This window comes from Sphingobacterium sp. PCS056 (assembly GCF_023273895.1).
Taxonomy (GTDB): Bacteria; Bacteroidota; Bacteroidia; order Sphingobacteriales; family Sphingobacteriaceae; genus Sphingobacterium.
Genome location: NZ_CP096883.1, coordinates 3,127,200 through 3,150,943 on the forward strand (window position 1 = coordinate 3,127,200; position 23,744 = coordinate 3,150,943).

Genomic DNA, 23,744 nt, shown 5'->3' on the forward strand with positions numbered 1-23,744 from the left:
TAAAAAATAAAGCTCTGATTTTAAAAATCAGAGCTTTATTTTAAAAAAATAGTATTTTTTTCTTTTGTGATCAGGTTTGGATCACGCCGACATTGTAGCGTTCTGTTATTGGATTATGATTGGCGGCTTCTATACCTAAACTAATCACATTTCTTGTCTCATCCGGTCTAATGACTCCATCTACCCAGATACGAGCGGCGGCATAATAAGGACTTAACTGCTCGAAGTAACGCTTCTTGATATCATCTAACAGGGTGTTCTTTTCTTCTTCTGAAATGTCTATTCCTTTAGCTTTTAAGGCAGACTCTTGAATTTGTAACAGGGTGTTTCCTGCTGCGGCTCCACTCATAACTGCCATTTGTGCAGTAGGCCAAGCATAGATTAATCTAGGATCGTAGGCTTTACCACACATTGCGTAATTTCCGGCTCCATAGCTATTGCCGATAATAAATGTAAATTTGGGCACCACTGAATTTGCCATAGCGTTGACCATCTTAGCTCCGTCTTTAATGATTCCTCCTTGTTCTGAGCGACTACCGACCATAAAACCTGTTACATCCTGTAGGAACACCAGCGGAATTAATTGTTGATTACAGTTCATGATAAAGCGCGCAGCCTTGTCTGCTGAATCGCTGTATATCACACCACCCATCTGCATTTCAGTGGCACCAGCCGGTTTTTTGGCTTTAACTATTTCTCGTTGATTGGCAACGATACCGACTGCCCATCCATCTATACGTGCTAGGCCGCAGACGATGGTTTTGCCATAATCTTGTTTGTATTCTTCAAATGTACCTTGGTCAACTAAAGCTTCTAATAACTTGTGCATAGAATAGGGTTTGGTACGATCTAGGGGCAATATTTCTGCTATTTCTGCACTTTTTCGTAGTGGTTCTTTAGCTTCTTTTCGATTGAAACCTGCTTTTGGATGTGCACCAAGCTTGTCCATAACGCCTTTTATGGCGTCCAAACAACTTGCCTCATCTGGAAATTTATTGTCTGTGACTCCTGAGATGACAGAATGTGTACTTGCTCCGCCTAATGTCTCTGCATCTACCGTCTCGCCAATAGCAGACTTTACTAAATAGGGACCGGCCAAAAATACGGAACCAGTTCCTTCAACAATAAATGCGTAATCGGACATGATGGGTAAATAAGCTCCTCCTGCAACACAACTACCCATTATAGCTGCAATTTGGGGTATACCCATCGAGGACATTTTAGCATTATTTCTAAAAATACGTCCAAAATGTTCTTTGTCGGGAAAGATCTGATCTTGCATCGGTAAAAATACGCCTGCAGAGTCAACGAGATAGATGATGGGAATTTTGTTTTCCATTGCAATTTCTTGCGCACGAAGATTTTTCTTGCAACTAATAGGGAACCAAGCGCCAGCTTTTACGGTTGCATCATTGGAAACAATGACGCATAATTCGTCTTTAACGTATCCTAAGACACATACAACACCTGCATTTGGGCAACCGCCTTCTTCGGGATACATTTTATCTCCTGCAAATTGGGCAATTTCAACATAAGCTTTGTGATCATCTAAGAGGTATTCGACACGCTCCCATGCGGTGAGCTTTCCTTTTGCTTTTAATTTTTTGATTTTATCTTCGCCACCTCCCAAGCGAAGTTCTGCTCTTTTTAGTTCTAACTCTACAATTAGTTCATTCATGTTATAATTGGATTTTAAGCATGTCAAATTCAGAATTTGATAATATGAGATAAATTTAACATTATATTTTGAGTTTCTCTAAAAAAAGATGTTATAATTTTGTTATTATTGTAAATAACAGAATTCCAATTATAAATTAAAGATAACATTTATGTTTATTGAAAATGAACAACAAATGATGATGATTCGTCAAAGTGCTAGAGACTTTGCGGAAACTCATATTCGTCCCTACATCATGGAATGGGATGAGGCACAAACATTTCCTGCGCCTTTATTTAAGAAACTTGGTGAGCATGGTTTTATGGGTATTATTGTCCCTGAAGCTTATGGTGGGTCTGGTTTTGGATATCAAGAGTATATCACTGTTTTGGATGAAATATCCAAAGTCTGTGGTTCTATAGGACTTTCGGTAGCGGCACATAATTCATTGTGTACAAACCACATATTGAGTTTTGCAAATGAAAATCAAAAGCAAAAATATTTACCCAAATTAGCAACGGGAGAATGGCTTGGTGCTTGGGGACTGACAGAAACAGGTTCGGGGTCTGATGCTGGAGGTTTGGCAACTGTGGCGGTTCGTGATGGTGATTATTTTGTGCTGAATGGTTCTAAAAATTTTATTACGCATGCGATTAGTTCGGATGTAGCTGTTGTGCTTGCGCGTACAGGTGAGAAGGGAGACAAAAAAGGAGTGACTGCTTTTATTGTCGAGAAAGGGACTGAAGGGTTTTCTGCTGGTAAAAAGGAAAACAAGCTAGGTATGCGTGCCTCGGAAACTGCTTGTTTGTTTTTTGATAATTGCCGTATACATCAGGATCAGATGGTCGGTGAGGAGGGACAGGGCTTTGTTCAGGCATTGAAACTATTGGATGGTGGACGTATTTCGATTGCAGCGCTATCATTAGGTATTGCTCGCGGTGCATATGAGTGTGCTCTGAAGTATGCAAATGAAAGAGAGCAGTTTAATCAGAAGATTTTTGAATTTCAGGCTGTTGGCTTTAAGCTTGCTGAAATGGCTACTGAAATTGAAGCGGCAGAATTATTAACTCGTCAAGCTGGTTATATGAAAGATCGTGGTGAGCGTATTTCTAAAATAGGGGCAATGGCTAAGCTGTACGCATCTGAGGCTGCTGTGTCTGTGTCTAATGAATCAGTACAGATCTTCGGGGGATATGGTTTTACGAAAGATTATCCTGCAGAAAAGTTCTTTAGGGATGCAAAATTATGTACAATCGGGGAAGGTACATCAAGTATACAGAAGATGGTTATTTCTCGGGAAATTCAAAAAGATGTCTAAAAAGGATGCTGTAATTTTGGTGGAATGTCCACGAGATGCTATTCAGGGGATAGCACAGTTTATTCCAACGGAAAAAAAGGTTAAGTATTTGAACATGCTGCTTGAAAGTGAGCTGTTTGACTGGCTTGACTGCGGATCGTTTGTATCTCCAAAGGCTGTTCCGCAATTGGCGGATACAGAAGAGGTGCTTCGTCAGTTAAATACCTCTGGACAAACGAAGCTGCTGGGCATTATTGCTAATGAACAAGGTGCTCTACGTGCTGTGAAATCGGAGAATATTACTTATTTGGGTTATCCATTTTCGATCTCTGAGGTCTTTCAAAGACGCAATACGAATGCTTCTATTGTGGATTCTTTTGAACGGTTGAAGGGGATTGTGGAAATCGCTCATCGGAATAAAAAACAAATGGTCGTCTATATATCCATGGCATTTGGAAATCCTTTTGGTGATTTTTGGAGTAATGAGCTCGTGCTTGATTGGATGGACAAAATTGCTGCCCTAGGGGTTGTGGAATTCTCCTTGGCGGATACAACGTCGGAGGCAACAGCGCCACAGATAACTGAGCTTTTTGAACAAGCGATCCTGCAATTTCCGGCATTACATATTGGAGCACATTTTCATTCTCCTAAAGCGAGTAGTTTGGATAAAATTAATGCGGCTTATCTCGCTGGTTGTCGGAAATTTGATGGTGCTATTTTAGGTTTTGGCGGTTGCCCTTTTGCCGAAGATGAATTGGTTGGCAATATACCAACTGAGGATTTATTGTATTATTTTGATCGAAAAGGACAGGATAAAATAATATCTTTAGGAGGTGAGTTTGTTAATTTAATATCATAAAGTCAGTTACTTATGAATGGTTATATAAATTATAAGTTTATTAAGGTAAAATTGGTTGATCATGTTTTTCATTTGACACTTGCTCGTGCTGAAAAGCGCAATGCATTTACGCCAATAATGATTGATGAGATTTATCATGCGATACAAATAGCGGATGCTGATCCCGAAGTTCGGGTTCTGCTACTTGATGCTGAAGGTCCTGTTTTTTGTGCTGGTATGGATCTAAAAGCTTTTGAGAATCCAGATAACATGGAGTATTCGGATGTAGTGCCGCACGTGGATTTGTCATTGGGGGAGGTGTTGTCATTTCTGAATAAACCGTCGATTGCGGTTATTGAAGGTCATGTGATTGCTGGTGGTTTTTTGATGATTTTGGAGTGTACTTATGTTTTTGCGCATTCGTCTGTCCAGTTTTCTTTACCTGAGGTACAGATTGGTTTATTTCCTTTTCAAGTGTTGGCTGGTCTGTTGAAGCATCTTCCCTATCATAAAGCGATGGATCTCTGTATACATTCTGAGGTCATAACGGCCCAGGAAATGAAAAGCATGGGACTAGTATATGAGTTAATGGATCAAAAGCCAGATGTTTTGCCTGCATTGATGGCTAAGCTTACTTCTGCTGCTCCTTTGGCAATAAAGATGGGCTTTGAGGCGGCGAAGCAATTGCGTGAGCTTAAATCGGCTGATCAGTATACTTTTTTACTTCGACAGTTGGATAAATTGAGGACGAGTCATGACTTTAAAGAAGGGGTGACTGCGCGTATTGAAAAACGGGCTCCCAAATGGAGGGGCGAATGATCGTGTTATTAAAATGTTTTAAAACTGGGTGTATTTGTTGATGGTGAGTCCCCTCAGGGTGTAGATGTAGTGATAATGCCTCTTGTCCAAGCAGTGTAGATCAAGATCGTTTTGAACTTATCTGCACTGCTTTGTTTTTTTGGTTTTATATTACTAATGGTGAATATAATGATCATGGTGATCAGTTGTATGAATAAGAAGCGTTCTTTGATCATTTTTTGAAAGTTGCTGATAGAATAATTTGATCATTGGAAGCCCAATATAAATAGGGTTGATCCTAAGATAAACTGTATGTAAATTAAGATAAAAGTGATTATTTAAAGTATATATCATACAGTTTTTAACTGATCTTTTTTAGTTCATGTTACTTGAATTTGAGAATTAAAATGCCATCAATTGATTAGTGTTAAAGGTCTCGTATGCTGCTATTTGTATGGAAAGCACAATGGGTTTGATGTCGTGATTATATTTTCTTGAATTTCCTGTTTTTAAATTGTAAATTTATGAGATGACTGATTTTGGTACAAGAAAAGGAGGCTACACACAAATGAAGGGGTTTGGTCAAAAAGCCAAGTATGCTCTTGATAGGATCAGGTTTTTGACAAAACAACGTGGAGTAGTCAATACTTGTAAATTTATTTATAGTCGCTATTTGTATTTTTTAAAGTACCGCATTAATCTGGCTGGGGTAATGACACCGCAAGAACTTAATATTCAGAACAAAGGTGCATGTAATTATGAGCCTATTGCACATTACACTTTTAATAGAATGTTGAAAAATATCGATTTCTGCTGGCATGAAAGCACTTTTATTGATTTTGGATGTGGAAAAGGGGCTGCTGTTTTGCTGGCAACTCGATACAATTTCAAACGTTATATAGGTGTTGAACTATCTCCACTGTTGGTAGATGAATGTCGTAGAAATGTTCAAAAATTTATCGGAAACAGGGTTTTAGATTATAAAATTGTCAATTGTAACGCAGTGGATTATGTCATTGAGGATGATGTCAATGTATTTTATTTTTTTAACCCATTTGCTCCATCTGTTTTAAAATCTGTGCTAGATAATATGGAATTATCTCTGAATAAGAGATATAGAAAAATAATAATTTTATACTGCAATGGGGTGGATGTATCGTTCATGTTGGATCGTGGCTATAAAATAGTTTACTCGGAAGATATAGATCCTATTACCCGTTATTCATGTGGTAATTATGCACTTGTAAATTAGTGTTATATTGAAATATTTACATAACTGCTATTGCAAATTACTTCAATTGATTTTGATCTGCTATGTTACCGACTTCGTTATGGGGAATGATATGTCTCGATTTAATCTAATATGCTGACCTTTTTTGTGCTTTGAGGAGTTAGGGCGGGGTTTTGATTAGCTCAGTAGTCACGGGAGCTTAAATAGGCTGATCGGTACACTTTGTTTATACCATTAGATAAATTGAAGTCAGTGTTATGACTATAGAGGATGACTTCTCGCAAAGAATAAGGAGCGCTCAGTTGGAGCGGTGTATAATCTGCTTAAAACATTCTGAAACTCGGTCTGCTTGTTAAGGGAGAAAATTCCCAGGGTATTGAGGTCAAGATAATGCATGTAGCCCAAGTCGTGTAGATAAATATCGTTTTGAATTTAGCTTCACTGCTTGGGGCTTTATGTGCTTTTATATAACCAATTGTAAATACGATAATGCCAATGGTCATCATGGTGATATGTTCCATGCCAAAAAAACGTACCTGACGTAATTTGACGGCTTCTTTAAAATTGTCAATAAAGTATTGTACGATCGGGCTTTCAAAATAGAGTGTTAATCCTACTGCAAACTGTATGTAAAGTAAGACTAGTGTTATGATCTGAAGAGTACTATCATACAGTTTTATTTGATACTTTTTTTTCCAGCCCATATAGCTGCGCAATAACAAAAGAATAAGACAGATGACAATCATCCATCTGCTAGCCGAGTGCAGGGCAAGGAAAAAATGGTAGAGCATGCTATTATACTTATTTTAATACTAAAAACTCAATATAAGAAGAGTTGTTTTGGTCGTGAAATATGCGATGTGTTGCTTTTCTATAGTCACTGGCTGTGGCTTCATAACCTTCAAAAAATTGCTGCGGATTTCGTTCTGCAATAGGAAACCATGTGTTTTGTATCTGTATCATGATGCGGTGTCCTTTTTTGAAGGTATGTGCGACATCTGGCATACTGTAGTTGACAGCTGTAACGAAATCGGGTTGCATAGGTTCTGCTTTTTCAAATCCATTTCGATATTTTGCCGCCATAATCTCACCGCGAACTAGCATTTGGTATCCATCCATCACTTTGTTGTTGAATGAAGGGCTGTTTACGGGATAAACATCAATTAGTTTGACAACATAATCGGCATCTGTTCCAGAGGTGGATACTTTTAAGAAGTTTGTAATAGGGCCTACTATGGTCATATCTTCTGTTAGCGGTTCTGTTTGATACACCATAACATCAGGTCTAGATGAAGCGAAACGCTGATCATCGATCATGTATTCGCGCGTGCGGCTCTCCATAACACCTCCTTGATAGGGTACGGGTTTGTTGGGATCGCTGACATATTCATCCCAAGAATCTGTGCGACCAACTTTTTCGAAGCCAAGTTTTCCCTGTGGTTGTAAATAAAGTTTTTTGTTTTCTACATCTTGCGGAGGCCATTTTTCAAATGCTTTCCACTGATTGCTTCCTGTGATAAAAATATTGGCTTCAGCAGCTTTAAAATCACCTTTTCCTTTTAAATAGTAATTGAAAAATGGCAATTCAAATTTTTCTTGATAGGTCACACTAGTTTTTTGGTCGAATTGGATGTCACCGAAGGAACTGCCATCGCCTCGTACCCATCCTCCATGAAACCAAGGTCCTGCGACTAATATCGAATTATTCTTTTGGTTCTGTTTTTCTATTGCTTTATAAGTCTCAAATGTGCCGTATGCATCTTCTGCATCGAAGAAGCCACCAACAACCATGACAGCAGGTTTAACATCTGTTAAGTGTGGTAAGATCTCGCGGTCTTTCCAGAACTGATCATAATGTGGATGAGCAAATGCGTCATTCCAGAATTTTACAGAATCTCCAAAGTAGGTGTCTTTTAGATCTTTGGCAGTTCCGGCATTCATATAAAATTGATAAACATCTTTAGATGGATATTGAAAAGTTTTGGGTGCTTGATCCGGTGTGATGGGTTTTGGCCTAGGGATTCCGAAACTGGACATGAATTTGAATGCGTCTCCTGTGAATAGTACGCCATTGTGGTGAAAATCGTCGCCCATATACCAATTTGTAACTGGTGCTTGGGGGGATACTGCTTTTAGAGATGGGTGAGTTTTGACCAGACTTACGGTCGAGTAAAATCCTGGATAGGAAATGCCGTACATGCCTGCTTTGCCATTGTAGTTTTGGAGATTCTTACTGAGCCATTCTAGTAAATCGTATGTGTCTGTGCTTTCGTCAATTTCCTTTTTTCCATTTTTTAAATTGGTCGGTCTAATATCATCAAATGTTCCTTCACTCATCCATTTGCCACGTACATCTTGATAAACAAATATATAACCTTCCAGAGTCATTGCTGGAAAATTTCCTAAAGTCTCTTTAAATTTATCTTCACCATAGGGACCAACGGTATATGGAGTACGATTTAGTAAAACAGGATATCTGTGGCTTTTATCTTTTGGTGTATATATGGTCGTAAAAAGTTTTACACCATCACGCATTGGGATTGTGATTTCCTTTTTGTCATAATGGGTTTTAACATAGTTCGTTTCGAGCGTCTCTTGTGCTTTTACTTGATATGTAACGCTTATGACAAGAGCTGAAAAAACGATAAGTGCTTTTTTCATGGTGTTAGATTAATGTTTCGATAAGACAAGGTAAGGAAAATCTCTAAAATAATGGATTAAAAAAAAACCAGATTAAGCGTTTTAGCGTGTAATCTGGTTTGGTATATGTGTAAAAAAATAGTGGATATCAAGGATTAAATTTTCTAACTTCTTAGAATTCTAATTTTTTTACCCTTGATTTTTTCTAAATTGGAATGTTTTAATATGGTGCTCACTAACGAACGTTTTACTGCGACAAAGGATTCTCTATCTTTCACTTCGATGATCCCTACATCACTTTTTTCAATTTGATCCAAGTTTAGTAAAAAACCAACTAAATCAATTTTGTTTACTTTATCTTTTTTACCTGCTGAGAAGTATAGGGTTGCAAATTCAGAGTTTTTTGGTAAATCATATTCTCCGTCTATTTCTTCGATTGCGATATCATCAGCAACATAAGGATAATCTTCGTCAGGTTTTAATATGATGAAGACTTCACCTTTGGCTTGCATGCGTGCTGTACGACCGTTTCTGTGCGTAAAATCATCTTCTCGGTAAGGTAACTGATAGTGGATAATGGCGTCAATCTCGGGAATATCAAGTCCTCGAGCGGCAAGGTCTGTTGTGATCAAGATGTGATTGCTATTGTTTCTGAATTTTAGTAGGGCCAATTCGCGATCGCTTTGTTCGAGTCCACCATGAAACACGTCGTGTATAATATCCCGATTTTGCAGTAATTCACTGATGTGATCAACAGCATCACGATGATTACAAAAAATGAGGACTTTTTGATTTCCTATTTTGCACAGCAATTGAAATAGGGCTTCGAGTTTTTTATGGATAGGTGCAACAATTTTTTTGATTGTTAATGCTGGGGTACTATGTGTATCGTTGAGGAAATTAACTTCTGTAGCAGTTGATATACCAGTGAAATCAGGTATATCTTTCATTGCGGTAGCCGAGGTTAATATGCGTGTTTCTAAGGTTGTTAAATAATCAATGATAAAAGACATCTGTTCTTGAAATCCTAATTCCAGCGATTTGTCAAATTCATCCAACACTAAGGTCTTGATCTGAGTTGGATCAAAATGATTGCGCTCAAGATGATATACAATACGACCAGGTGTACCGATCAGTATAGCGGGAGGATTTTTCAGGTTGTTTCTTTCGGTTTTGGTATCGTGACCACCGTAGCAACATGTTATCTTAAAACCGGTAGCAATTCTTTTTAATACGGATTCGATCTGCAAAGCCAATTCCCGAGTCGGGACTAAGATCAAAGATTGGACTTCTGCTGCATCTTTATCTAAAGTTTTCATCAATGCCAATGCAAAAGCTAAGGTTTTACCTGAACCTGTTGGTGACAGTAGGATGAGATTTTCTTTTTCTTTGAATTTTTCCAACACCTCATTTTGCATTTCATTGAGCGAAGAGATATGGAGTTTTTGTAATATGGCGTCTATTTGCATGTTACAAAAGTACACAAAGTATTACATAAAAAAGGTCTGCTACGGCAGACCTTTTATTATATTGGGGCATTCAATTATAATAAATGAATGCCTTTATCTTGTAAGGATTGTTTTTCTTGTTCGTCCCAGATACTTACTTGAACTTCACCTATATGTGCTTTTTTTAGCATAAACATACATACTCTAGATTGGCCTATGCCACCGCCAATGGCTTCTGGCAATTCGTCATTCAAAAGCATTTTGTGAAAGGATAATGCTGCTCTTTCCGGATTATTTCTGATAACAAGCTGTCTCTGTAAAGCTGTTTTGTCAACACGTACTCCCATAGAAGATAATTCAAAAGCGGTATTCAAAACAGGGTTCCATACTAAAATATCACCGTTGAGACCATTGGTGCCGCTACCATTGTCTGTGCTCCAGTCATCGTAATCTGCCGCGCGTCCATCATGAGCTTCGCCATTAGATAAAACACCGCCGATACCATAGATAAATACAGCCCCATATTCTTTGGCAATTGCATTTTCTCTTTCTTTAGGAGTCAATGTTGGATAAGTTTGTAATAGTGCTTCGGAGGAGATAAAGGTAATCTCTTCTGGCAATACTGCTTTAATATCAGGATATTGACGTTCTACTTGTTTTTCAGTAAAGCGTAATGCATCGTATATTTTGAGAACAATATCTTTTAAAAATGAAAATGTTCTTTGCTCTGCCGAGATTGTTTTTTCCCAATCCCACTGATCTACGTAAATAGAATGGATGGGGGTATAGTCTTCATCAGGACGTAGTGCTCGCATATCGGTTAATATACCTTCTCCAACCTCCAGTTCTAACTCTTTTAATCTTAAACGCTTCCATTTTGCAAGTGAGTGAACAACTACAGCTTTGCGTTCTTGTAATGCTTTGATCGGGAATGCGACTGGTCTTTCGATCCCGTTTAAATCATCATTTATACCTGTACCATCGAGTACAACCAAAGGTGATGAGATAGGAATCAATCCTAAATTATTTCTAAGTTGTTGTGCAAAAGTATCCTTTACAAAACTAATAGCAACTTCAGTTTTTAATAACTTTCTTTTATCCATGAAATGTATATATATCAAAAAATAGCCTCTTGGTTATCTATTTTTTATTTGTATTAGTCGAGAATTTATGTGAATCTATGGCCCATACAAATTCTGTTTTCCCTCAATTTGCATCAAAAATAACAATATTTCAGATATAACAAGGTATTGTTAGAAAATTTATTTCTGCTGTGATGTTTTTTTGATTTGATGGCAAGAATATGCCTGAATTGATGAGATACTAAAAATAAAGAGGTCGCCATATCTTTGGACTGCCCCCAAAATATTGGACAAATTTAGTTAATTAGATTTGTAATAATGAGCTCGATATTCTGTCGGGCTCATTCCATTTAAATTTAGTTTTATCCGTTGATTATTGTAATAGGAGATATAATCTTCTATTTCGCTTTTTAACTTCTCTGTTGATTCGTATTGTTTTAGATAAAACAGTTCTGATTTTAAAATTCCGAAGAAATTTTCAATTACGGCATTATCAAGGCAATTTCCTTTTCTGGACATGCTTTGAGTGATTCCGTTTTCTTTGAGCCACTGTTGATATTTAGGCATTTGGTATTGCCAGCCCTGATCTGAATGTAAAAGCAGTTGTGATGCCCCCCTTGCTTTGGGCAGTGCCTTTTTGAGCATATCCATTACCCCTTTAAAGACCGGCCTGTCAGTAATTTCATAACTTATAACTTCCTGATTAAACAGATCAATTATTGGGGAGAGATACAGCTTTTTTTCCTTGACTTTGAACTCAGTAATATCCGTGGCCCATTTTTGCAAAGGCCCCTCAGCCTGGAATTTCCTGTTGAGGATATTGGGAGCGATCTTGCCCAGTTCACCCCGGTATGACCTGTATTTCTTTATCCTGATCAGACTCTTCAAACCCATTTCCCTCATTAATCTAAGAATGGTCTTATGATTCATATCCACTCCATCCCGTTTGAGCTGCAGGGTAATGCGGCGATAGCCAAAGCGGCCCTTATGTACATGGTAAACTTTGTTGATTTGCGCTTTCACCTGTTCGTATTTATCTGCTTGTCCCTCCTTCTTGGAATGATAATAGAAAGTACTTCTTGCCATTTTAACGCAACTCAGCAGGATATCAAGATCAAATTGATGCCTTAGCTCCATTATGGCTTTCGCTTGTTTTCGGCTTGAGCTAAGGCGCTGAGCTTTTTTAGCAGGGCATTTTCTGCACGTAAATACTCATTCTCCTGCAAAAGTTCCTCTTCACGCGTGAGCGCTTTATTCGTTTTTCTAACTTTTCGCTTGATCTGCGGATTTGCTTTCTTTGTCATCAAGGGTCTCCCTTTTGGCCGTGCCTCCAATCCTTCTGGACCAAACTTGTCCAGCCTTTTCTGCCATTCAATGATATGGGCATCCGAGGAAAGGTCAAAGCGTACACGGGCTTCTTTCAAAGATAAACTTTCTTCTCGGATTGCAGTAAGGACAGAAAGCTTAAAAGAAGCACTAAAGTGTCTTTTCCCTTTCCTGGGAAGTAGCCCCGATTCCCCCTGATACTTATATATTTTGTACCACGTCTCAAACAAAGAATACGTAATCCCGAATTCTTCTCCCAAAGACTTTGCAGAACGATAATGCTCATCCATTTGTCTAACACAGCTCAACTTAAATTCAAAACTGTGCTTGTTTTTCTTATTCATAAAAATACCCCCAGAAAGTGTCTAACTTTTTGGGGGCACTGCACTTTATGGCGACCTCTTTATTTTTATATGTTTGTTTTTTTAAACGGAGAAACTTTCGCCACAAGCACATGTTCTTGTCGCATTTGGATTATGAAATTCGAATCCTTTTCCATCTAATCCATCCGAATAGTCAAGTTCTGTTCCAGCTAGGTATAAGAATGATTTGATATCTAAGCATACCTTAACACCTTTATCTTCACAAAACTGATCACCTTTTTTTTCTTCGTTATCAAAATGTAGCTTATAGCTTAAGCCTGAACAACCTCCGCTTTCAACAGCAACGCGCACAAAATAACTGCTGTCATATTTTTCAGTACTCATTATCTCTTCAATTCGAGATTTTGCTTTGTCTGTTACGGTTACCATATCGATGAATTATTATATTAATATTGAATATTACAAATTACGCTAACTTCTTTTTTATTTCCAATATAAATCTGTTTGTAAATGTAATAATTAAGTAATAAGACCAGCCTGAAAGAGTTGCCAAATAGGTGAGTTTTGTCTAATTTTTATTAATGCTTCTGTTATTAAGCTAATTGTAGCCGCTATTTCTTCTGTTGTCGTCAATCTACTTAAGCTAAATCTTACTGTTGCTAATGCGTCTTCTTTTGAAACGCCCATAGCGAGTAATACGTGGGAGGGATCTCTTGTGCCGCTCACACATGCGGATCCAGAAGAAAGGGCGAGTTGTGGACAATGGGTCATAAGTTCGCTCGCTAATATATGCCTGAAACAGATGGATGTGGTATTGGGTAGTCGTGATACTTCTTTTGCATGAATGTATACTTCAGGTAGAGTACTTAAGGCACTTTCTAGATTGTTCCTTAGTTGCATGATAGTATCGTCATGTGGTATATTTATGATTGCCGCTCCTAGTCCAACGATATTGGGAACATTGTATGTTCCTGCTCGAAAACCATGCTCTTGTCCTCCTCCGACGATTAATGGGCTTACTTGTATCGGCTTGCTTTTACGGCGAATAAACAGTGCTCCAATGCCTTTGGGCCCATGTAGCTTGTGGGCGCTTAAACACAATATATCGATAGGGGTTTGGGCAAGATCGAGTGGAATTTTGCCGATGTATTGGGTTGCATCACAAAAATAAAAGCAGTCTTTTCTGTTGCAGATGGCCGCAATCTCTTTAATCGGGTGGATATAGCCTGTTTCATTGTTTGCGGCCATGATGCACACTAATATGGTCTCTGGGGTAATATGATCTTCTAGCAAGGTAAGATCAATTTTTCCTGAGTGGTCTACCTCTAGATAAGTGACTACAGCTCCTTGTCTTTCTAGATCTTGTATGGTAGTCAAAACAGCTTTATGCTCTGTCCTGACGGTGATGATATGTTTTCCTTTTGATTGATAGTTCTTAAAGATTCCCTTTATAACCGTATTGATAGATTCAGTTGCGCCTGAATTGAAAAAAATTTCTTTTGTTTGGCAATTGAGTGCTTGTGCAACTTGCGTACGGGCCTTTTCTATAACAGCATTGGCTTCGCGTCCCATACTGTGATACAGGCTGGATGCGTTTGCATAATTATGGATGAAATAGGGTACCATGGTATTCCATACATCATCCATAATTCTTGTAGTCGCATTATTATCAAGATAAATCAAATCCTTCATGATATAAAGGTAGAAATTATCTTTTTTATAAAGTCCTTGATGTAGGATTGATTTCCTTTTGTTTAATGTTGGGATTGTAGTTTAATCCTGGACTCAACCAATACATCAATACGACCCTAGAATATCGGTAATTGAAAGGACTAAGTATAAAAACTGTTAATAAAGCGACAATTGAATACAGCCAAAAAGAATTGTCATTGCCGGTAATCACATAGGCAGCGACACAAGCTGTGATCATTTCGGCTACTGTAAATGCGTAGCTGACAAACATGGATACATAAAAATAACCAGGTTCTCGTTCATAACGTAAACCACAATAATCACAATGTGTATTCATTTTTTGAGTTTTAAAACCGTAAGTATTCCCTGTGAATATTTTACCTTTTCGACAGCGAGGGCACAGTGCTTTGCTGGCAGCTTTAAACTCTGATAATTCGTAGGTAGTTTCGTTCTCTTTCATATCTAACTGTTGTTTTTTCTGAATTCATCGGGTGTTAATCCAGTAGCTTTTTTAAAAAATTTAGTGAAATAAGAGTTGTCATTAAAATTCAACTCGATTGCGATCTCATTAATATTGAGATTTTTATTGACCAATAACCTTTTTGCTTCAAGCAATACGCGCTCCCTGATTATCTCTCCAGCAGAACTCCCGATATAAGACTTGCAGATCGCGTTCAAGTGATTGGGGGTAATAAATAATTGTTCTGCGTATGCTTTGGGTAATCTGATTTCTTTAAAGTTTTTTTCAACTAATCGCTGATAATTATGGAAAATGGTATAATTATAGGGATTACTTGTTTTTTCTGTTTTTGTGCCATGCCATGACTCGATCCAAAGTAATAGTTGGAGCAGACTCACCCGAATTAAATCTGTAGCAATTGGATTTTTGCTCGTTTGGTAAAATGCTTCAAACATCTTTAAAGCTTCTTGTCGATTGGTCTCTGGTATAGTAAAAACAATTTGATCACTCTGTCCACTTAGAAATGAGAAACGGTTTAAATAGTCAGTCCTCAGTAAAAAAGATTGAAAATATTCTGGATCAAAATTCACTACAAAACCTTGTTCGTCACCACTGAAGTTCCAAGTATGTACTTGTCCAGGTGCCATAAAGTAGATTTGATAAGCTTCTATGTCATGCTTTTCGAAATCGATTAAATGATTGCCTGAGCCCTTTGTAAATAATACAAAATGGTAGAAATTGTGCTTATGCGGGAATACCATGTTGTGGTGCTTTGCGATATAATCAGCCAGATGATCGACAAATAATAGGCTGCTCGAATCATTATTGATGGAGCAGTTATCTAATACGGGTATGGTACTTTTCTTTATCACACTACAAATTTACTTCAAATATCATATTAAAAACTGATTTAATTATCGATTTAATGGTGTTTTTCAACGATCGGTAAATTTATTGCCAAATTGTGATTCAATTATTATATTTATATGGAACAAAAATCAGATTACACATGAATAGATTAGAAACCAGTCTGGACACGCTATTAGATGTGGTACTTTTAAAGGTGCCAAGCATTATTACAGGGATTATTATATTAATCGTCGGAAGTTACCTTGTCAAGTTTTTGCTGAACCTCATCAGTAGACGATTTGAAAAGCGTCATGTAGACTTATCAATACGTGGATTTGCGATGAGTATATTGCGTGTTGTGTTTTACGCATTATTATTCTTGACTGTAGCAAGTACGATGGGAATTCAAACAACGTCGTTTATTGCCGCATTATCTGCATTTGGTCTAGCAGCAGGTTTAGCCTTACAGGGGAGTTTAAGTAATTTTGCTGGCGGGGTATTGATTCTTTTATTTAGACCGTTTGAAGTCGGGGACTATATGAGCAGTAATAATGGAACTTCGGGTACTGTGGAAAGAATCGATATCTTATATACAACTTTAATTGCGGGAGATGGTGTTCGTGTATTTAGTCCAAACGGTCCTTTAGCAAACTCCGTTATTCAAAATTTCACAAAAATTACTAATCGACGTTTTGAGTATACTGTAGGTATCTCGTACGATGCTAATATTAAAGAAGCTCGCGAAATCATTATGAATGTACTCCATGCTGATCCTCGTATTCTAAAAACGCCTGCGGCAGAGGTTTTTGTAAAAGGATTGGGGGATAGCTCTGTTAATTTGACCATACGGGCATGGACAAAGAAAGAAGATTTTTGGCCTGCCAATAATGAAAATCAAGAAGCTATTAAAATTGCTTTGGATAAAAATAATATTAGTATCCCTTATCCGCAGACCGAGATGCGTATTATTTCGGATCCAAATGGGGGACAGGACCGTATTATGAAATCTTAATCTAAGGATCTAATTAAAATGAAGTATCGATAAGCTATAATAGCTTGTTGGTACTTTTTTAACTTTGAAGGATCTTTCTTCGCGTATTTTGGCAAAATCAATTTGTTGATTTTATTGATTATTTTGTATATTATCTTCATAGATCTCGTTATTTAGTATTTGTGGCATTTTGATTTGATTTTTTAGTGCTATTAAATTATTGGCTGCCATTAATGCCATGTTATCTCTTGCCTCTATTGTGGCGGATCCAATATGTGGCAGTACGGCCACATTGGGCAAGCTAATTAATGGATTGTTGGCAATCATCGGTTCTGGATTTGTCACATCTAAACCTGCTCCCCATAATTCGCCATTTATCAATGCGTTATATAAATCTTGCTCTTGGTGCAAGCCTCCTCGTGCTGTATTAATAAAAATGGCGGTGTTTTTCATTCTTTTAAAGGCATCTTTATTAAATTTATTCTTTGTTTCAGCAGAAAGGTTGGCATGTACCGATAGCACATCACTTTGCGTCAGCAATTCATCATAATTAACGTATGTAGCATCTAGTAATTTATGCGTATGTTGATTAGGATGCCTATTGTGATAGATGATGTTCATGTTGTAAGCGGCTTTGGCTTTGCGAGCAAGTTCAAATCCGATACGTCCTAATCCATATATACCTAATGTCTTTCCGTTTAATTCAATTCCTAAGTGTTCGGTCAATTCGAAATCTTTCCATTGGTTACTGGTGATTTTGCGATTCATATAAAATGCTTTTCTTGATACTGCTAGCATTAATAGGAAGGCGATGTCAGCTGTTGCATTGGATAAGACGTCGGGAGTATTGCTCACCGGTATACCGTTTTTGGTAGCTTGACGAAGATCAACGCTATCATATCCAGCACTCATCAAGGCAATTCCTCTGAGATGACCACAGGCATTGAAAAACTTCGCATCTAAGAGGTTATGTCCTGCCGCAAAAAGATAATCGACCTTTTGGCAGGACTCAATTAAATCGGATTGATCGATATTTCCAGGTTCAGTACGATAGATAATCTCAAAACCAGCCTGTTTTAAACTATCAATTGCTTTTTGGGGAATTGTTCTACTGATAAAAACTTTCATAGTCATTACATCAAATTAATATAACCAAACTTAGGAAAATTTGTTTTATATAAAAGCCAATAACTCCTCTAACATCCAGAATTTTTGAATATGGAAAATAAAAAAAATAGGGGATATATGATAGCATATGTCCCCTAATGATTTGGATAATTGCTTTTTCTTATTTTTGAGAAAGTAGAAAATGGAAAATTGATAATCCATTTGTTTCTACAGATTCTGCTGCATTTGAGAGTAAAACAACCGCTGTTTTTTTATCTGGTGCAATAGCTATGAATGAACTGCTACCTCCTGTACCGCCAGTGTGATAACAGTACGTAATATCATCTAATAAATCCATATGCCAAGCTAAGCCAATGTCTGTGCTAGGAGGAAGAAAATAAGTGAATTGGCGAGTAAGTGCCATAGCATTTTCTAATTGGGTTTGAGGCATTTTAAATTGCACTTGGGCAAAGTTGAGTAGATCTGTTACAGTAGATTTTAAACCGCCAGCAGCGCTAAATATTTGAAAATCCCAGGCTTTAGTTTCTTCTCCATTTGTATTATATACTTTGGGAAGGTATTGTGTTTTAGGATTTAGAATATCAGTAGTAGATGTTAGGCCTAAAGGTTTTGCAATAGTTTCTTGGATTAATGTATTGTAACTTTTTTTATTAAGTGATGTTAATATATCTCCTAATAATGCATACCCAAGATTACTATATTCATATTTTTCTCCGGCTTCATTTTCTGCTTTGAAAGTCGCTAGATATTGGTATAAATATTTTTTGTCATAATCCTTGTAAGGGTTAGTAGGATCAAAACCTTTTGTTTTTTCAAGGTTTTTTGGTAATCGAGGTAAACCTGATGTGTGATTAGCTAAAGTTTTAAAGGTGATTTTTTGTAAGCTTGAATTTGTTTTTAAAGAATCGGGCAAAAAATCAATGATCGATTGATCGAGACTTAATGTTTCATTTTCAATAAAATTAGCAAGTAGGGTCGCTGTAAAAATTTTGGAAAGAGATCCTATTTCATAAAGAGTACTACTTGTTGGTAGTACTTTATTTCCTTTTTCAGTTTCACCGTAAAAATAGGTGTTTAACTGTCCATTTTTTATTATACCAATTGCTAAAGATTGAGTATTTCCTTTTTTTGTATAAATATTGGCCGCAGAATCAATGAAAAAATCAACTTTATTTTCAACAACTGTATTTGTTAATACGGGTGCCTGTTTCTCTGCAATTGGTTTGGTAACGGGTTGAAAACCTAAAGTGTGGTAATGAAATGTGCTATCCATACCGAAGGGAACCTGAAAGGATTTATCGGTGAAATCCACACGGTACTGACTTACTCCATTACTGAAGTTTATTTTTTCAGCATGTTTGATCCTACCTAATGGATAAATTTCATTTTCCAGTAAGTTTTTTATAGTAGAATAAGGTACTGCTCGCTTAAAATCTTCATTAGCCAATTTATAAATGGAGTCTGTATGTTGTGAATTGATAAAAAATTCTATTTTATTATAGAATGTATGATTTATTTGTTCTTGATTAGAATGTTGAGCAACAGCAGACAATGAACTACTGAGTAAAAGTGCAGCAATAAAATTTTTCATAATGAATATACTGCTGCAAATTTACATAAACTTTATCTATATGCCAATCATTTGTTTTAATCGGGCATATCCTGACTTACTGATATTTAATTTTTCACCGGTAATCAGGATAGCAACAAAACTATCTTTCTCCCAAGGTTCTATGCGTGCTAATTGATCAACTTTGATGATATAAGAGCGATGAATTCTGACAAATGTTTGTTCATCTAGATGTTTTTCAAAAAAAGCCATTGTTTTATTTTTCAGAAACATACCGTCTGCCGTATGAATTTTGACGTAGTCATCGTACGCTTCTAAATATTTGATTTGTGGAACTGGTATAATTTTAATCTGCGTTCCAGTTTTCACTACAATACGATCTAATTTGGATTCCTCTTGATGTATAACAGCTTCATAATTTGGTGCAGGCTCTGCAGCTGGTTTGGCAAAATTTAATTTAAACTTTTCAAATGCCTGTCTAAATCGATTAGGTGAAATAGGTTTCATCAAATAATCAATGGCATTTTTTTCGAATGCTTTTAATGCATAGTCGTCAAATGCTGTTGTAAAGATGACTGCAGGTGGATTTTCTACTAATTCCAACATTTCAAAACCGGTCAACTTTGGCATCTGAACATCTAGAAATAAGAGATCAGGTTGATGTTGCTGTATTGCTTTTACTCCTTCAAATCCATCTCCACATTCAGCAACAATAGAAACTGATGGGTCCTGTTTGAGGTATTCTACTAAGATAGAACGCGCCAAGGGTTCATCATCAATGAGGATAACTTTAATCATATTGCGGTATTTTGATACTACTGGTAAATATATTGTTTTCACTATGAGTTGTCAGAAGATCATTTCGACCGAAAAGTAGAAATAAACGTCTTTCAATACTTGTAAGTCCAAATCCTGTTCCTTTGGATTGGATAGCTTCACTTGGGTCAAAAGGATTTTCTATGGAGACATGCAACATTTTGTTCTCTAAGAAACATTTAATGTTAATGGTTACATTTTCGGTAACGTTGTATAGTCCATGTTTAATTGCATTTTCTACCAGCGGTTGTAAGATCATCGCCGGTATCTTAGTCGATAAGACATCTTGATCATGATCCATATGGATATAAAGCCGGTGACCAAATCTTACTTTTTCAATATCTAAGTATAATTCTAAATGATTTAGCTCTTCTTGTAAGACAATTAATTGATTGTTTTCTTTACGAAGTGTGCCGCGCAAAAAATCTGATAACTGGAAAGTCATATTGCGAGCCTCTTCTGGTTTGCTACCAATTAGTGCAATTATAGAGTTTAGGCTATTGAAAAGAAAATGAGGTTGTAATTGTTGCCTAAGGTTGTATAATTCTGCTTCGCGCAACTGATTTTCAGAGTCTTGTTTTCTTTTGATATTTGAAATATACTCTTCTTGTATATTCCAGACGATAATAAAGATGGCAACAGAAGTTAGAATAAGAAAATTGACAATGTATCGGTAAGGTATGATCAGATCATATATTTTTAAATGCTCTTTTGGTAAATAATACTGAACGACCAGGCGACTACCTAGGATGCTGATACCACTCATGATAAATCCAATAATCAGTACTTTCCAGATTTGATTGGGTTTTGGGATGTAATAGTTTAGTGTTGTTGAAATGGCATAACAACACAGCATCATCGTAAGGCTATTGATAATAGAGTCTTTAATGGTTATTTCACTCGGAAAACCAGATCTATACATCAAAGCATATTGCATGACAAAGTAGCCTAGCAATATGCTTAAACAAATGATTAATATGAGTCGATTTTTATTCTGCAATAACAGTTTATCCTTCATGGCTAGGCATTTCTAATGGTCAAATTTCCAAAAAGACAGGTGCCTGTAATATATAATTTTTTTGCAGGATCTCTGGTGAGACCCACATTGAAACGTCGATCATCGACATCTCCGAAAACCGAAGATACATTGGAGTATACTGTCCAATTTGCTGGAACAATAATTTTAGCACTGCCAAACATTTGAAAGGCATCAATAACTGCGACATCGGTAATATCTGCTTGTGTCAGGTCAATGGATACGCTACCAAACATACAAGCGATATTTCCTCCTCTAAAGTTTTTAGATAGAATGAGCTTTTTAAGACTTGCAAATATGGAGTTGACATTGAGTACATCCTCGAAGCTATTATCCGTTTGTGAGTAATTTGGAGCAGCGAAGGTCTGCTCGTTGAGCAGACCTTGTTTACTGTTATCGTTTATAGTAGAATTTTCATCTGTTAGTCTATCTTCACCTTCAGCCTGAACACTTTCTGTATTAGGATCGACAACGCGCTTGTCCCAATCAAAATCCGCAGGAGGTCTAGGTGGGCTATTAGGAGTTAGTGGAGTAGGTGGAAGTGGAGGCAATCCTTTTTTTCTGCCCATAATAAAGTAAGCTCCTAATCCTATAATCAGTACGGGAAAAATAATACCTCCAAAATCAGTATGCATAATTCTTTTGGCAAGAAATGCTAGACCAACGGCTATTAATATAACAGAGGATTTTTTTTGAAAATTTGAATTAACACCGATTACTAGACCTATAATGATCGGGATCATATACCAACCAAATATCCATGATGGGAAGAAGAAATCTATGTTTAAATTTTTTAGCAATAATAGGATTCCAATGAGTATGATGATACCACCTATGATATTTTTGCTGTTGTTACTTTTTGGTACGAATGGCTCTTTTTCCATGACTTTTAAATTTATACTTCAAAGATATAGGTGTTTTATAACCTTGAGTAATTGAAATAGGTAATCGATCAATATTATTCGGTAAATGTAATAAAATCCTCGGTGAAAAGATATTCTTATCAACCGATTGATTGTACAAAATAGTCAAATATAAATGTCAAATATGCTAAAATAGTGCAGGACAGGCTAAATATTTATTTTTTTTCCAATAATATTTGGAAGTTTCATGCTAATTATTATATATTTATCAAAGATTAAGATTACTTAAACTTAAATAATAACCAATGGGAGATTTTGAAAACAAAGAGCGAGAAGAGGTTTTTTCAAAAAAAGTGAGAGCAGGTAAACGTACTTATTTTTTTGATGTAAAGGCTACACGGTCTAACGATTACTACATTACCATCACTGAAAGTAAAAAACGTTTTGAAGACGGACAGTTTATTAAACACAAAATATTCTTGTACAAAGAAGACTTTGAAAAATTTGCAGAAGGTTTGACAGATGTTGTTGAATACATTAAGTCGAATCAAGAAGTTGTTGAAAAACGTTATGAGCCTAATTTTGAGGACCCAGCATATGCTAGTGAATCATCTAAAGATGATTTTTCTTTCTAAAATTTTTACAAATTAAATAAAGAAGGGCTGTAATAAATTATTGCCCTTTTTATTTTTTAAAATTAGAATAAAGTGTAGATAATATCTTCAGCTTCTTGAATCAATCCAAAAGGAAGCGGTGACCTACTGCCAACAATACGAATTGGTGTAACAAATTATAGCCGTTTTCCAGACATTACTCCTTTGCTAGCTATTGCTTGTATTTTTTTTGACCAAATGATTTTTTTAATCAATCATGGTGTTATCATATTGTTGTATGCGCTGAAAGTGATTGTCTAAATGTTGACGCATCGCATTTCGAAATACTTCAGGAGTACCGACTTTTAAAATATCGACAAGCCCACGATGGGATATAAAGTTTTTTGAATTGGATTTTTCAATCAACATTCCACTTGAGTGAACGAATTTAAATACAGGTAAAAGTAAATTCTGAAAATCCTTTAACATAATATTGCCACTAATTTCATAAAGCTTTCCATGAAAAGCAACTTCGATTTCAATGTCAAATATACTATTGTCTAAATCAATAGATTCTTTTGAAACAATAGCTTCCAATTCTTGAATATCTTCGGGAGTAATGCGTTGATACAATAAATCAGCCATTCCAAGCTCTAAAATTAAGCGCATTTCGAATAGATCACGTAATGTTTTATCATCCATAATGGTTGGATAAAGCGATTTTTTCATTGGACTGATTAAATCGGGACTTGTTAATACGGCTCCTCTATGTTTTTTGGATTCTACCAACCCGACTAATCTTAATCGTAACATAGCTTCACGTATTACTGTGCGACTCACGCCTAAAGTTTCAGCTAATTCTAATTCTTTTGGAAGTGCATCTCCTATTTTTAGCCCTTGACTTATAAATAGATTGATGATTTCTTTCTCTACTTTATCCACTAAAGAAGAGGTGTCAATGGTATTTACAAAGTTGATTAATGTTGAATTTGTGCTCATAAAAGTGCTTGTATACGCTTAAAAACAAATATACACATAATTAATAACAACTATGTTATACATAATGTTAAATATTTGTTGCTTTTTACAAATTAATTTATTTAGAT

The 23,744-nt window shown here is 36.4% G+C and carries 21 protein-coding genes and 1 pseudogene; 6 read left to right on the forward strand and 16 right to left on the reverse strand.

Annotated elements, in window-relative coordinates:
- Positions 1 to 70: 70 nt before the first annotated feature.
- Entirely contained in the window at positions 71 to 1,678 is a 1,608-nt protein-coding gene (locus MUB18_RS12950; RefSeq protein WP_248753352.1) for an acyl-CoA carboxylase subunit beta, read from the reverse strand.
- A 151-nt stretch (positions 1,679 to 1,829) separates the two neighbouring features.
- Between MUB18_RS12950 and MUB18_RS12955 the strand changes: the two genes are divergently transcribed.
- The 4 genes from MUB18_RS12955 to MUB18_RS12970 all read left to right on the forward strand — a co-directional run bounded on the left by MUB18_RS12955 (position 1,830) and on the right by MUB18_RS12970 (position 5,842).
- Positions 1,830 to 2,975, forward strand: coding sequence for an acyl-CoA dehydrogenase family protein (locus tag MUB18_RS12955; RefSeq protein ID WP_248753353.1), 1,146 nt, complete (start codon positions 1,830 to 1,832; stop codon positions 2,973 to 2,975).
- Positions 2,968 to 3,813, forward strand: a complete 846-nt coding sequence (locus tag MUB18_RS12960; protein WP_045754713.1) for a hydroxymethylglutaryl-CoA lyase — start codon at positions 2,968 to 2,970, stop codon at positions 3,811 to 3,813. Before MUB18_RS12955 ends, MUB18_RS12960 begins: the two co-directional genes overlap by 8 nt.
- Positions 3,814 to 3,825: 12 nt before the next feature.
- Positions 3,826 to 4,611, forward strand: a complete 786-nt coding sequence (locus tag MUB18_RS12965; RefSeq protein WP_248753354.1) for an enoyl-CoA hydratase/isomerase family protein — start codon at positions 3,826 to 3,828, stop codon at positions 4,609 to 4,611.
- A 508-nt stretch (positions 4,612 to 5,119) separates the two neighbouring features.
- The gene (locus MUB18_RS12970; protein ID WP_248753355.1) at positions 5,120 to 5,842 is read left to right on the forward strand and encodes a class I SAM-dependent methyltransferase; all 723 of its coding nucleotides are present in this window, start codon (positions 5,120 to 5,122) and stop codon (positions 5,840 to 5,842) included.
- Between the two features lie 302 nt (positions 5,843 to 6,144).
- Here the strand turns inward: MUB18_RS12970 and MUB18_RS12975 are convergent, their stop codons facing one another.
- From MUB18_RS12975 to MUB18_RS13020, 9 genes and pseudogenes are all read right to left on the reverse strand, one after another.
- Complete coding sequence (locus MUB18_RS12975; RefSeq protein ID WP_094773430.1) at positions 6,145 to 6,612, reverse strand: hypothetical protein; 468 nt, start codon at positions 6,610 to 6,612, stop codon at positions 6,145 to 6,147.
- Between the two features lie 10 nt (positions 6,613 to 6,622).
- A complete protein-coding gene (locus MUB18_RS12980) occupies positions 6,623 to 8,482 on the reverse strand; it encodes a CocE/NonD family hydrolase (protein ID WP_248753356.1) in 1,860 nt (619 codons plus the stop codon).
- A gap of 143 nt (positions 8,483 to 8,625) precedes the next feature.
- Positions 8,626 to 9,930, reverse strand: a complete 1,305-nt coding sequence (locus tag MUB18_RS12985; protein ID WP_248753357.1) for a DEAD/DEAH box helicase — start codon at positions 9,928 to 9,930, stop codon at positions 8,626 to 8,628.
- Between the two features lie 74 nt (positions 9,931 to 10,004).
- Positions 10,005 to 11,012, reverse strand: coding sequence for an aspartate--ammonia ligase (gene asnA, locus MUB18_RS12990; RefSeq protein ID WP_248753358.1), 1,008 nt, complete (start codon positions 11,010 to 11,012; stop codon positions 10,005 to 10,007).
- Positions 11,013 to 11,291: 279 nt separating this feature from the next.
- A pseudogene (locus tag MUB18_RS21995) lies at positions 11,292 to 12,661 on the reverse strand (IS3 family transposase).
- Positions 12,662 to 12,742: 81 nt separating this feature from the next.
- Positions 12,743 to 13,069 (reverse strand): HesB/IscA family protein, encoded by a 327-nt coding sequence (locus MUB18_RS13005; protein ID WP_021189141.1) that lies wholly within the window; start codon positions 13,067 to 13,069, stop codon positions 12,743 to 12,745.
- Positions 13,070 to 13,159: 90 nt separating this feature from the next.
- Positions 13,160 to 14,332: a cysteine desulfurase family protein gene (locus MUB18_RS13010; protein WP_248753359.1), complete on the reverse strand. Its 1,173-nt coding sequence runs from the start codon at positions 14,330 to 14,332 to the stop codon at positions 13,160 to 13,162.
- A 25-nt stretch (positions 14,333 to 14,357) separates the two neighbouring features.
- A complete protein-coding gene (locus MUB18_RS13015; protein ID WP_045754004.1) occupies positions 14,358 to 14,792 on the reverse strand; it encodes a DUF983 domain-containing protein in 435 nt (144 codons plus the stop codon).
- A gap of 2 nt (positions 14,793 to 14,794) precedes the next feature.
- Positions 14,795 to 15,664 carry an AraC family transcriptional regulator gene (locus tag MUB18_RS13020; protein WP_052627587.1) on the reverse strand — a complete coding sequence of 290 codons (870 nt, stop codon included), beginning with the start codon at positions 15,662 to 15,664 and terminating at the stop codon, positions 14,795 to 14,797.
- 137 nt (positions 15,665 to 15,801) lie between these two features.
- Here MUB18_RS13020 and MUB18_RS13025 point away from each other — a divergent pair, with 137 nt between their 5' ends.
- On the forward strand, positions 15,802 to 16,653 hold the full coding sequence (locus tag MUB18_RS13025; RefSeq protein WP_045754003.1) for a mechanosensitive ion channel family protein: 852 nt from the start codon (positions 15,802 to 15,804) through the stop codon (positions 16,651 to 16,653).
- Positions 16,654 to 16,764: 111 nt separating this feature from the next.
- Here MUB18_RS13025 and MUB18_RS13030 read toward each other — a convergent pair whose 3' ends face one another.
- The 5 genes from MUB18_RS13030 to MUB18_RS13050 all read right to left on the reverse strand — a co-directional run bounded on the left by MUB18_RS13030 (position 16,765) and on the right by MUB18_RS13050 (position 22,066).
- Positions 16,765 to 17,760 (reverse strand): 2-hydroxyacid dehydrogenase, encoded by a 996-nt coding sequence (locus tag MUB18_RS13030; protein WP_248753360.1) that lies wholly within the window; start codon positions 17,758 to 17,760, stop codon positions 16,765 to 16,767.
- Between the two features lie 160 nt (positions 17,761 to 17,920).
- Positions 17,921 to 19,351: a serine hydrolase domain-containing protein gene (locus tag MUB18_RS13035; protein ID WP_248753361.1), complete on the reverse strand. Its 1,431-nt coding sequence runs from the start codon at positions 19,349 to 19,351 to the stop codon at positions 17,921 to 17,923.
- A 36-nt stretch (positions 19,352 to 19,387) separates the two neighbouring features.
- On the reverse strand, positions 19,388 to 20,128 hold the full coding sequence (locus MUB18_RS13040) for a LytR/AlgR family response regulator transcription factor (RefSeq protein WP_045754001.1): 741 nt from the start codon (positions 20,126 to 20,128) through the stop codon (positions 19,388 to 19,390).
- Complete coding sequence (locus MUB18_RS13045; RefSeq protein ID WP_045754000.1) at positions 20,121 to 21,164, reverse strand: sensor histidine kinase; 1,044 nt, start codon at positions 21,162 to 21,164, stop codon at positions 20,121 to 20,123. Before MUB18_RS13045 ends, MUB18_RS13040 begins: the two co-directional genes overlap by 8 nt.
- Before the next feature lie 2 nt (positions 21,165 to 21,166).
- On the reverse strand, positions 21,167 to 22,066 hold the full coding sequence (locus MUB18_RS13050) for a LiaF transmembrane domain-containing protein (protein WP_248753362.1): 900 nt from the start codon (positions 22,064 to 22,066) through the stop codon (positions 21,167 to 21,169).
- A gap of 284 nt (positions 22,067 to 22,350) precedes the next feature.
- On the opposite strand from MUB18_RS13050, the gene MUB18_RS13055 reads away from it, so the two are divergent.
- On the forward strand, positions 22,351 to 22,680 hold the full coding sequence (locus tag MUB18_RS13055; protein WP_045753998.1) for a DUF3276 family protein: 330 nt from the start codon (positions 22,351 to 22,353) through the stop codon (positions 22,678 to 22,680).
- Between the two features lie 225 nt (positions 22,681 to 22,905).
- Here MUB18_RS13055 and MUB18_RS13060 read toward each other — a convergent pair whose 3' ends face one another.
- A complete protein-coding gene (locus MUB18_RS13060) occupies positions 22,906 to 23,637 on the reverse strand; it encodes a FadR/GntR family transcriptional regulator (RefSeq protein ID WP_045753997.1) in 732 nt (243 codons plus the stop codon).
- Positions 23,638 to 23,744 lie beyond the last annotated feature (107 nt).

Bases quoted from the DNA above. Each gene is read 5' to 3' on its own strand.
- MUB18_RS12985 (WP_248753357.1), bottom strand. From the start codon at position 9,930: ATGCAAATAGACGCCATATTACAAAAACTCCATATCTCTTCGCTCAAT.
- MUB18_RS13055 (WP_045753998.1), top strand. From the start codon at position 22,351: ATGGGAGATTTTGAAAACAAAGAGCGAGAAGAGGTTTTTTCAAAAAAA.
- MUB18_RS13050 (WP_248753362.1), bottom strand. From the start codon at position 22,066: ATGGAAAAAGAGCCATTCGTACCAAAAAGTAACAACAGCAAAAATATC.
- MUB18_RS13040 (WP_045754001.1), bottom strand. From the start codon at position 20,128: ATGATTAAAGTTATCCTCATTGATGATGAACCCTTGGCGCGTTCTATC.
- MUB18_RS13015 (WP_045754004.1), bottom strand. From the start codon at position 14,792: ATGAAAGAGAACGAAACTACCTACGAATTATCAGAGTTTAAAGCTGCC.
- MUB18_RS12975 (WP_094773430.1), bottom strand. From the start codon at position 6,612: ATGCTCTACCATTTTTTCCTTGCCCTGCACTCGGCTAGCAGATGGATG.
- MUB18_RS12950 (WP_248753352.1), bottom strand. From the start codon at position 1,678: ATGAATGAACTAATTGTAGAGTTAGAACTAAAAAGAGCAGAACTTCGC.
- MUB18_RS13035 (WP_248753361.1), bottom strand. From the start codon at position 19,351: ATGAAAAATTTTATTGCTGCACTTTTACTCAGTAGTTCATTGTCTGCT.
- MUB18_RS13045 (WP_045754000.1), bottom strand. From the start codon at position 21,164: ATGAAGGATAAACTGTTATTGCAGAATAAAAATCGACTCATATTAATC.
- MUB18_RS13005 (WP_021189141.1), bottom strand. From the start codon at position 13,069: ATGGTAACCGTAACAGACAAAGCAAAATCTCGAATTGAAGAGATAATG.
- MUB18_RS13010 (WP_248753359.1), bottom strand. From the start codon at position 14,332: ATGAAGGATTTGATTTATCTTGATAATAATGCGACTACAAGAATTATG.
- MUB18_RS12970 (WP_248753355.1), top strand. From the start codon at position 5,120: ATGACTGATTTTGGTACAAGAAAAGGAGGCTACACACAAATGAAGGGG.
- asnA (WP_248753358.1), bottom strand. From the start codon at position 11,012: ATGGATAAAAGAAAGTTATTAAAAACTGAAGTTGCTATTAGTTTTGTA.
- MUB18_RS13060 (WP_045753997.1), bottom strand. From the start codon at position 23,637: ATGAGCACAAATTCAACATTAATCAACTTTGTAAATACCATTGACACC.
- MUB18_RS12955 (WP_248753353.1), top strand. From the start codon at position 1,830: ATGTTTATTGAAAATGAACAACAAATGATGATGATTCGTCAAAGTGCT.
- MUB18_RS13030 (WP_248753360.1), bottom strand. From the start codon at position 17,760: ATGAAAGTTTTTATCAGTAGAACAATTCCCCAAAAAGCAATTGATAGT.
- MUB18_RS12980 (WP_248753356.1), bottom strand. From the start codon at position 8,482: ATGAAAAAAGCACTTATCGTTTTTTCAGCTCTTGTCATAAGCGTTACA.
- MUB18_RS13025 (WP_045754003.1), top strand. From the start codon at position 15,802: ATGAATAGATTAGAAACCAGTCTGGACACGCTATTAGATGTGGTACTT.
- MUB18_RS12960 (WP_045754713.1), top strand. From the start codon at position 2,968: ATGTCTAAAAAGGATGCTGTAATTTTGGTGGAATGTCCACGAGATGCT.
- MUB18_RS12965 (WP_248753354.1), top strand. From the start codon at position 3,826: ATGAATGGTTATATAAATTATAAGTTTATTAAGGTAAAATTGGTTGAT.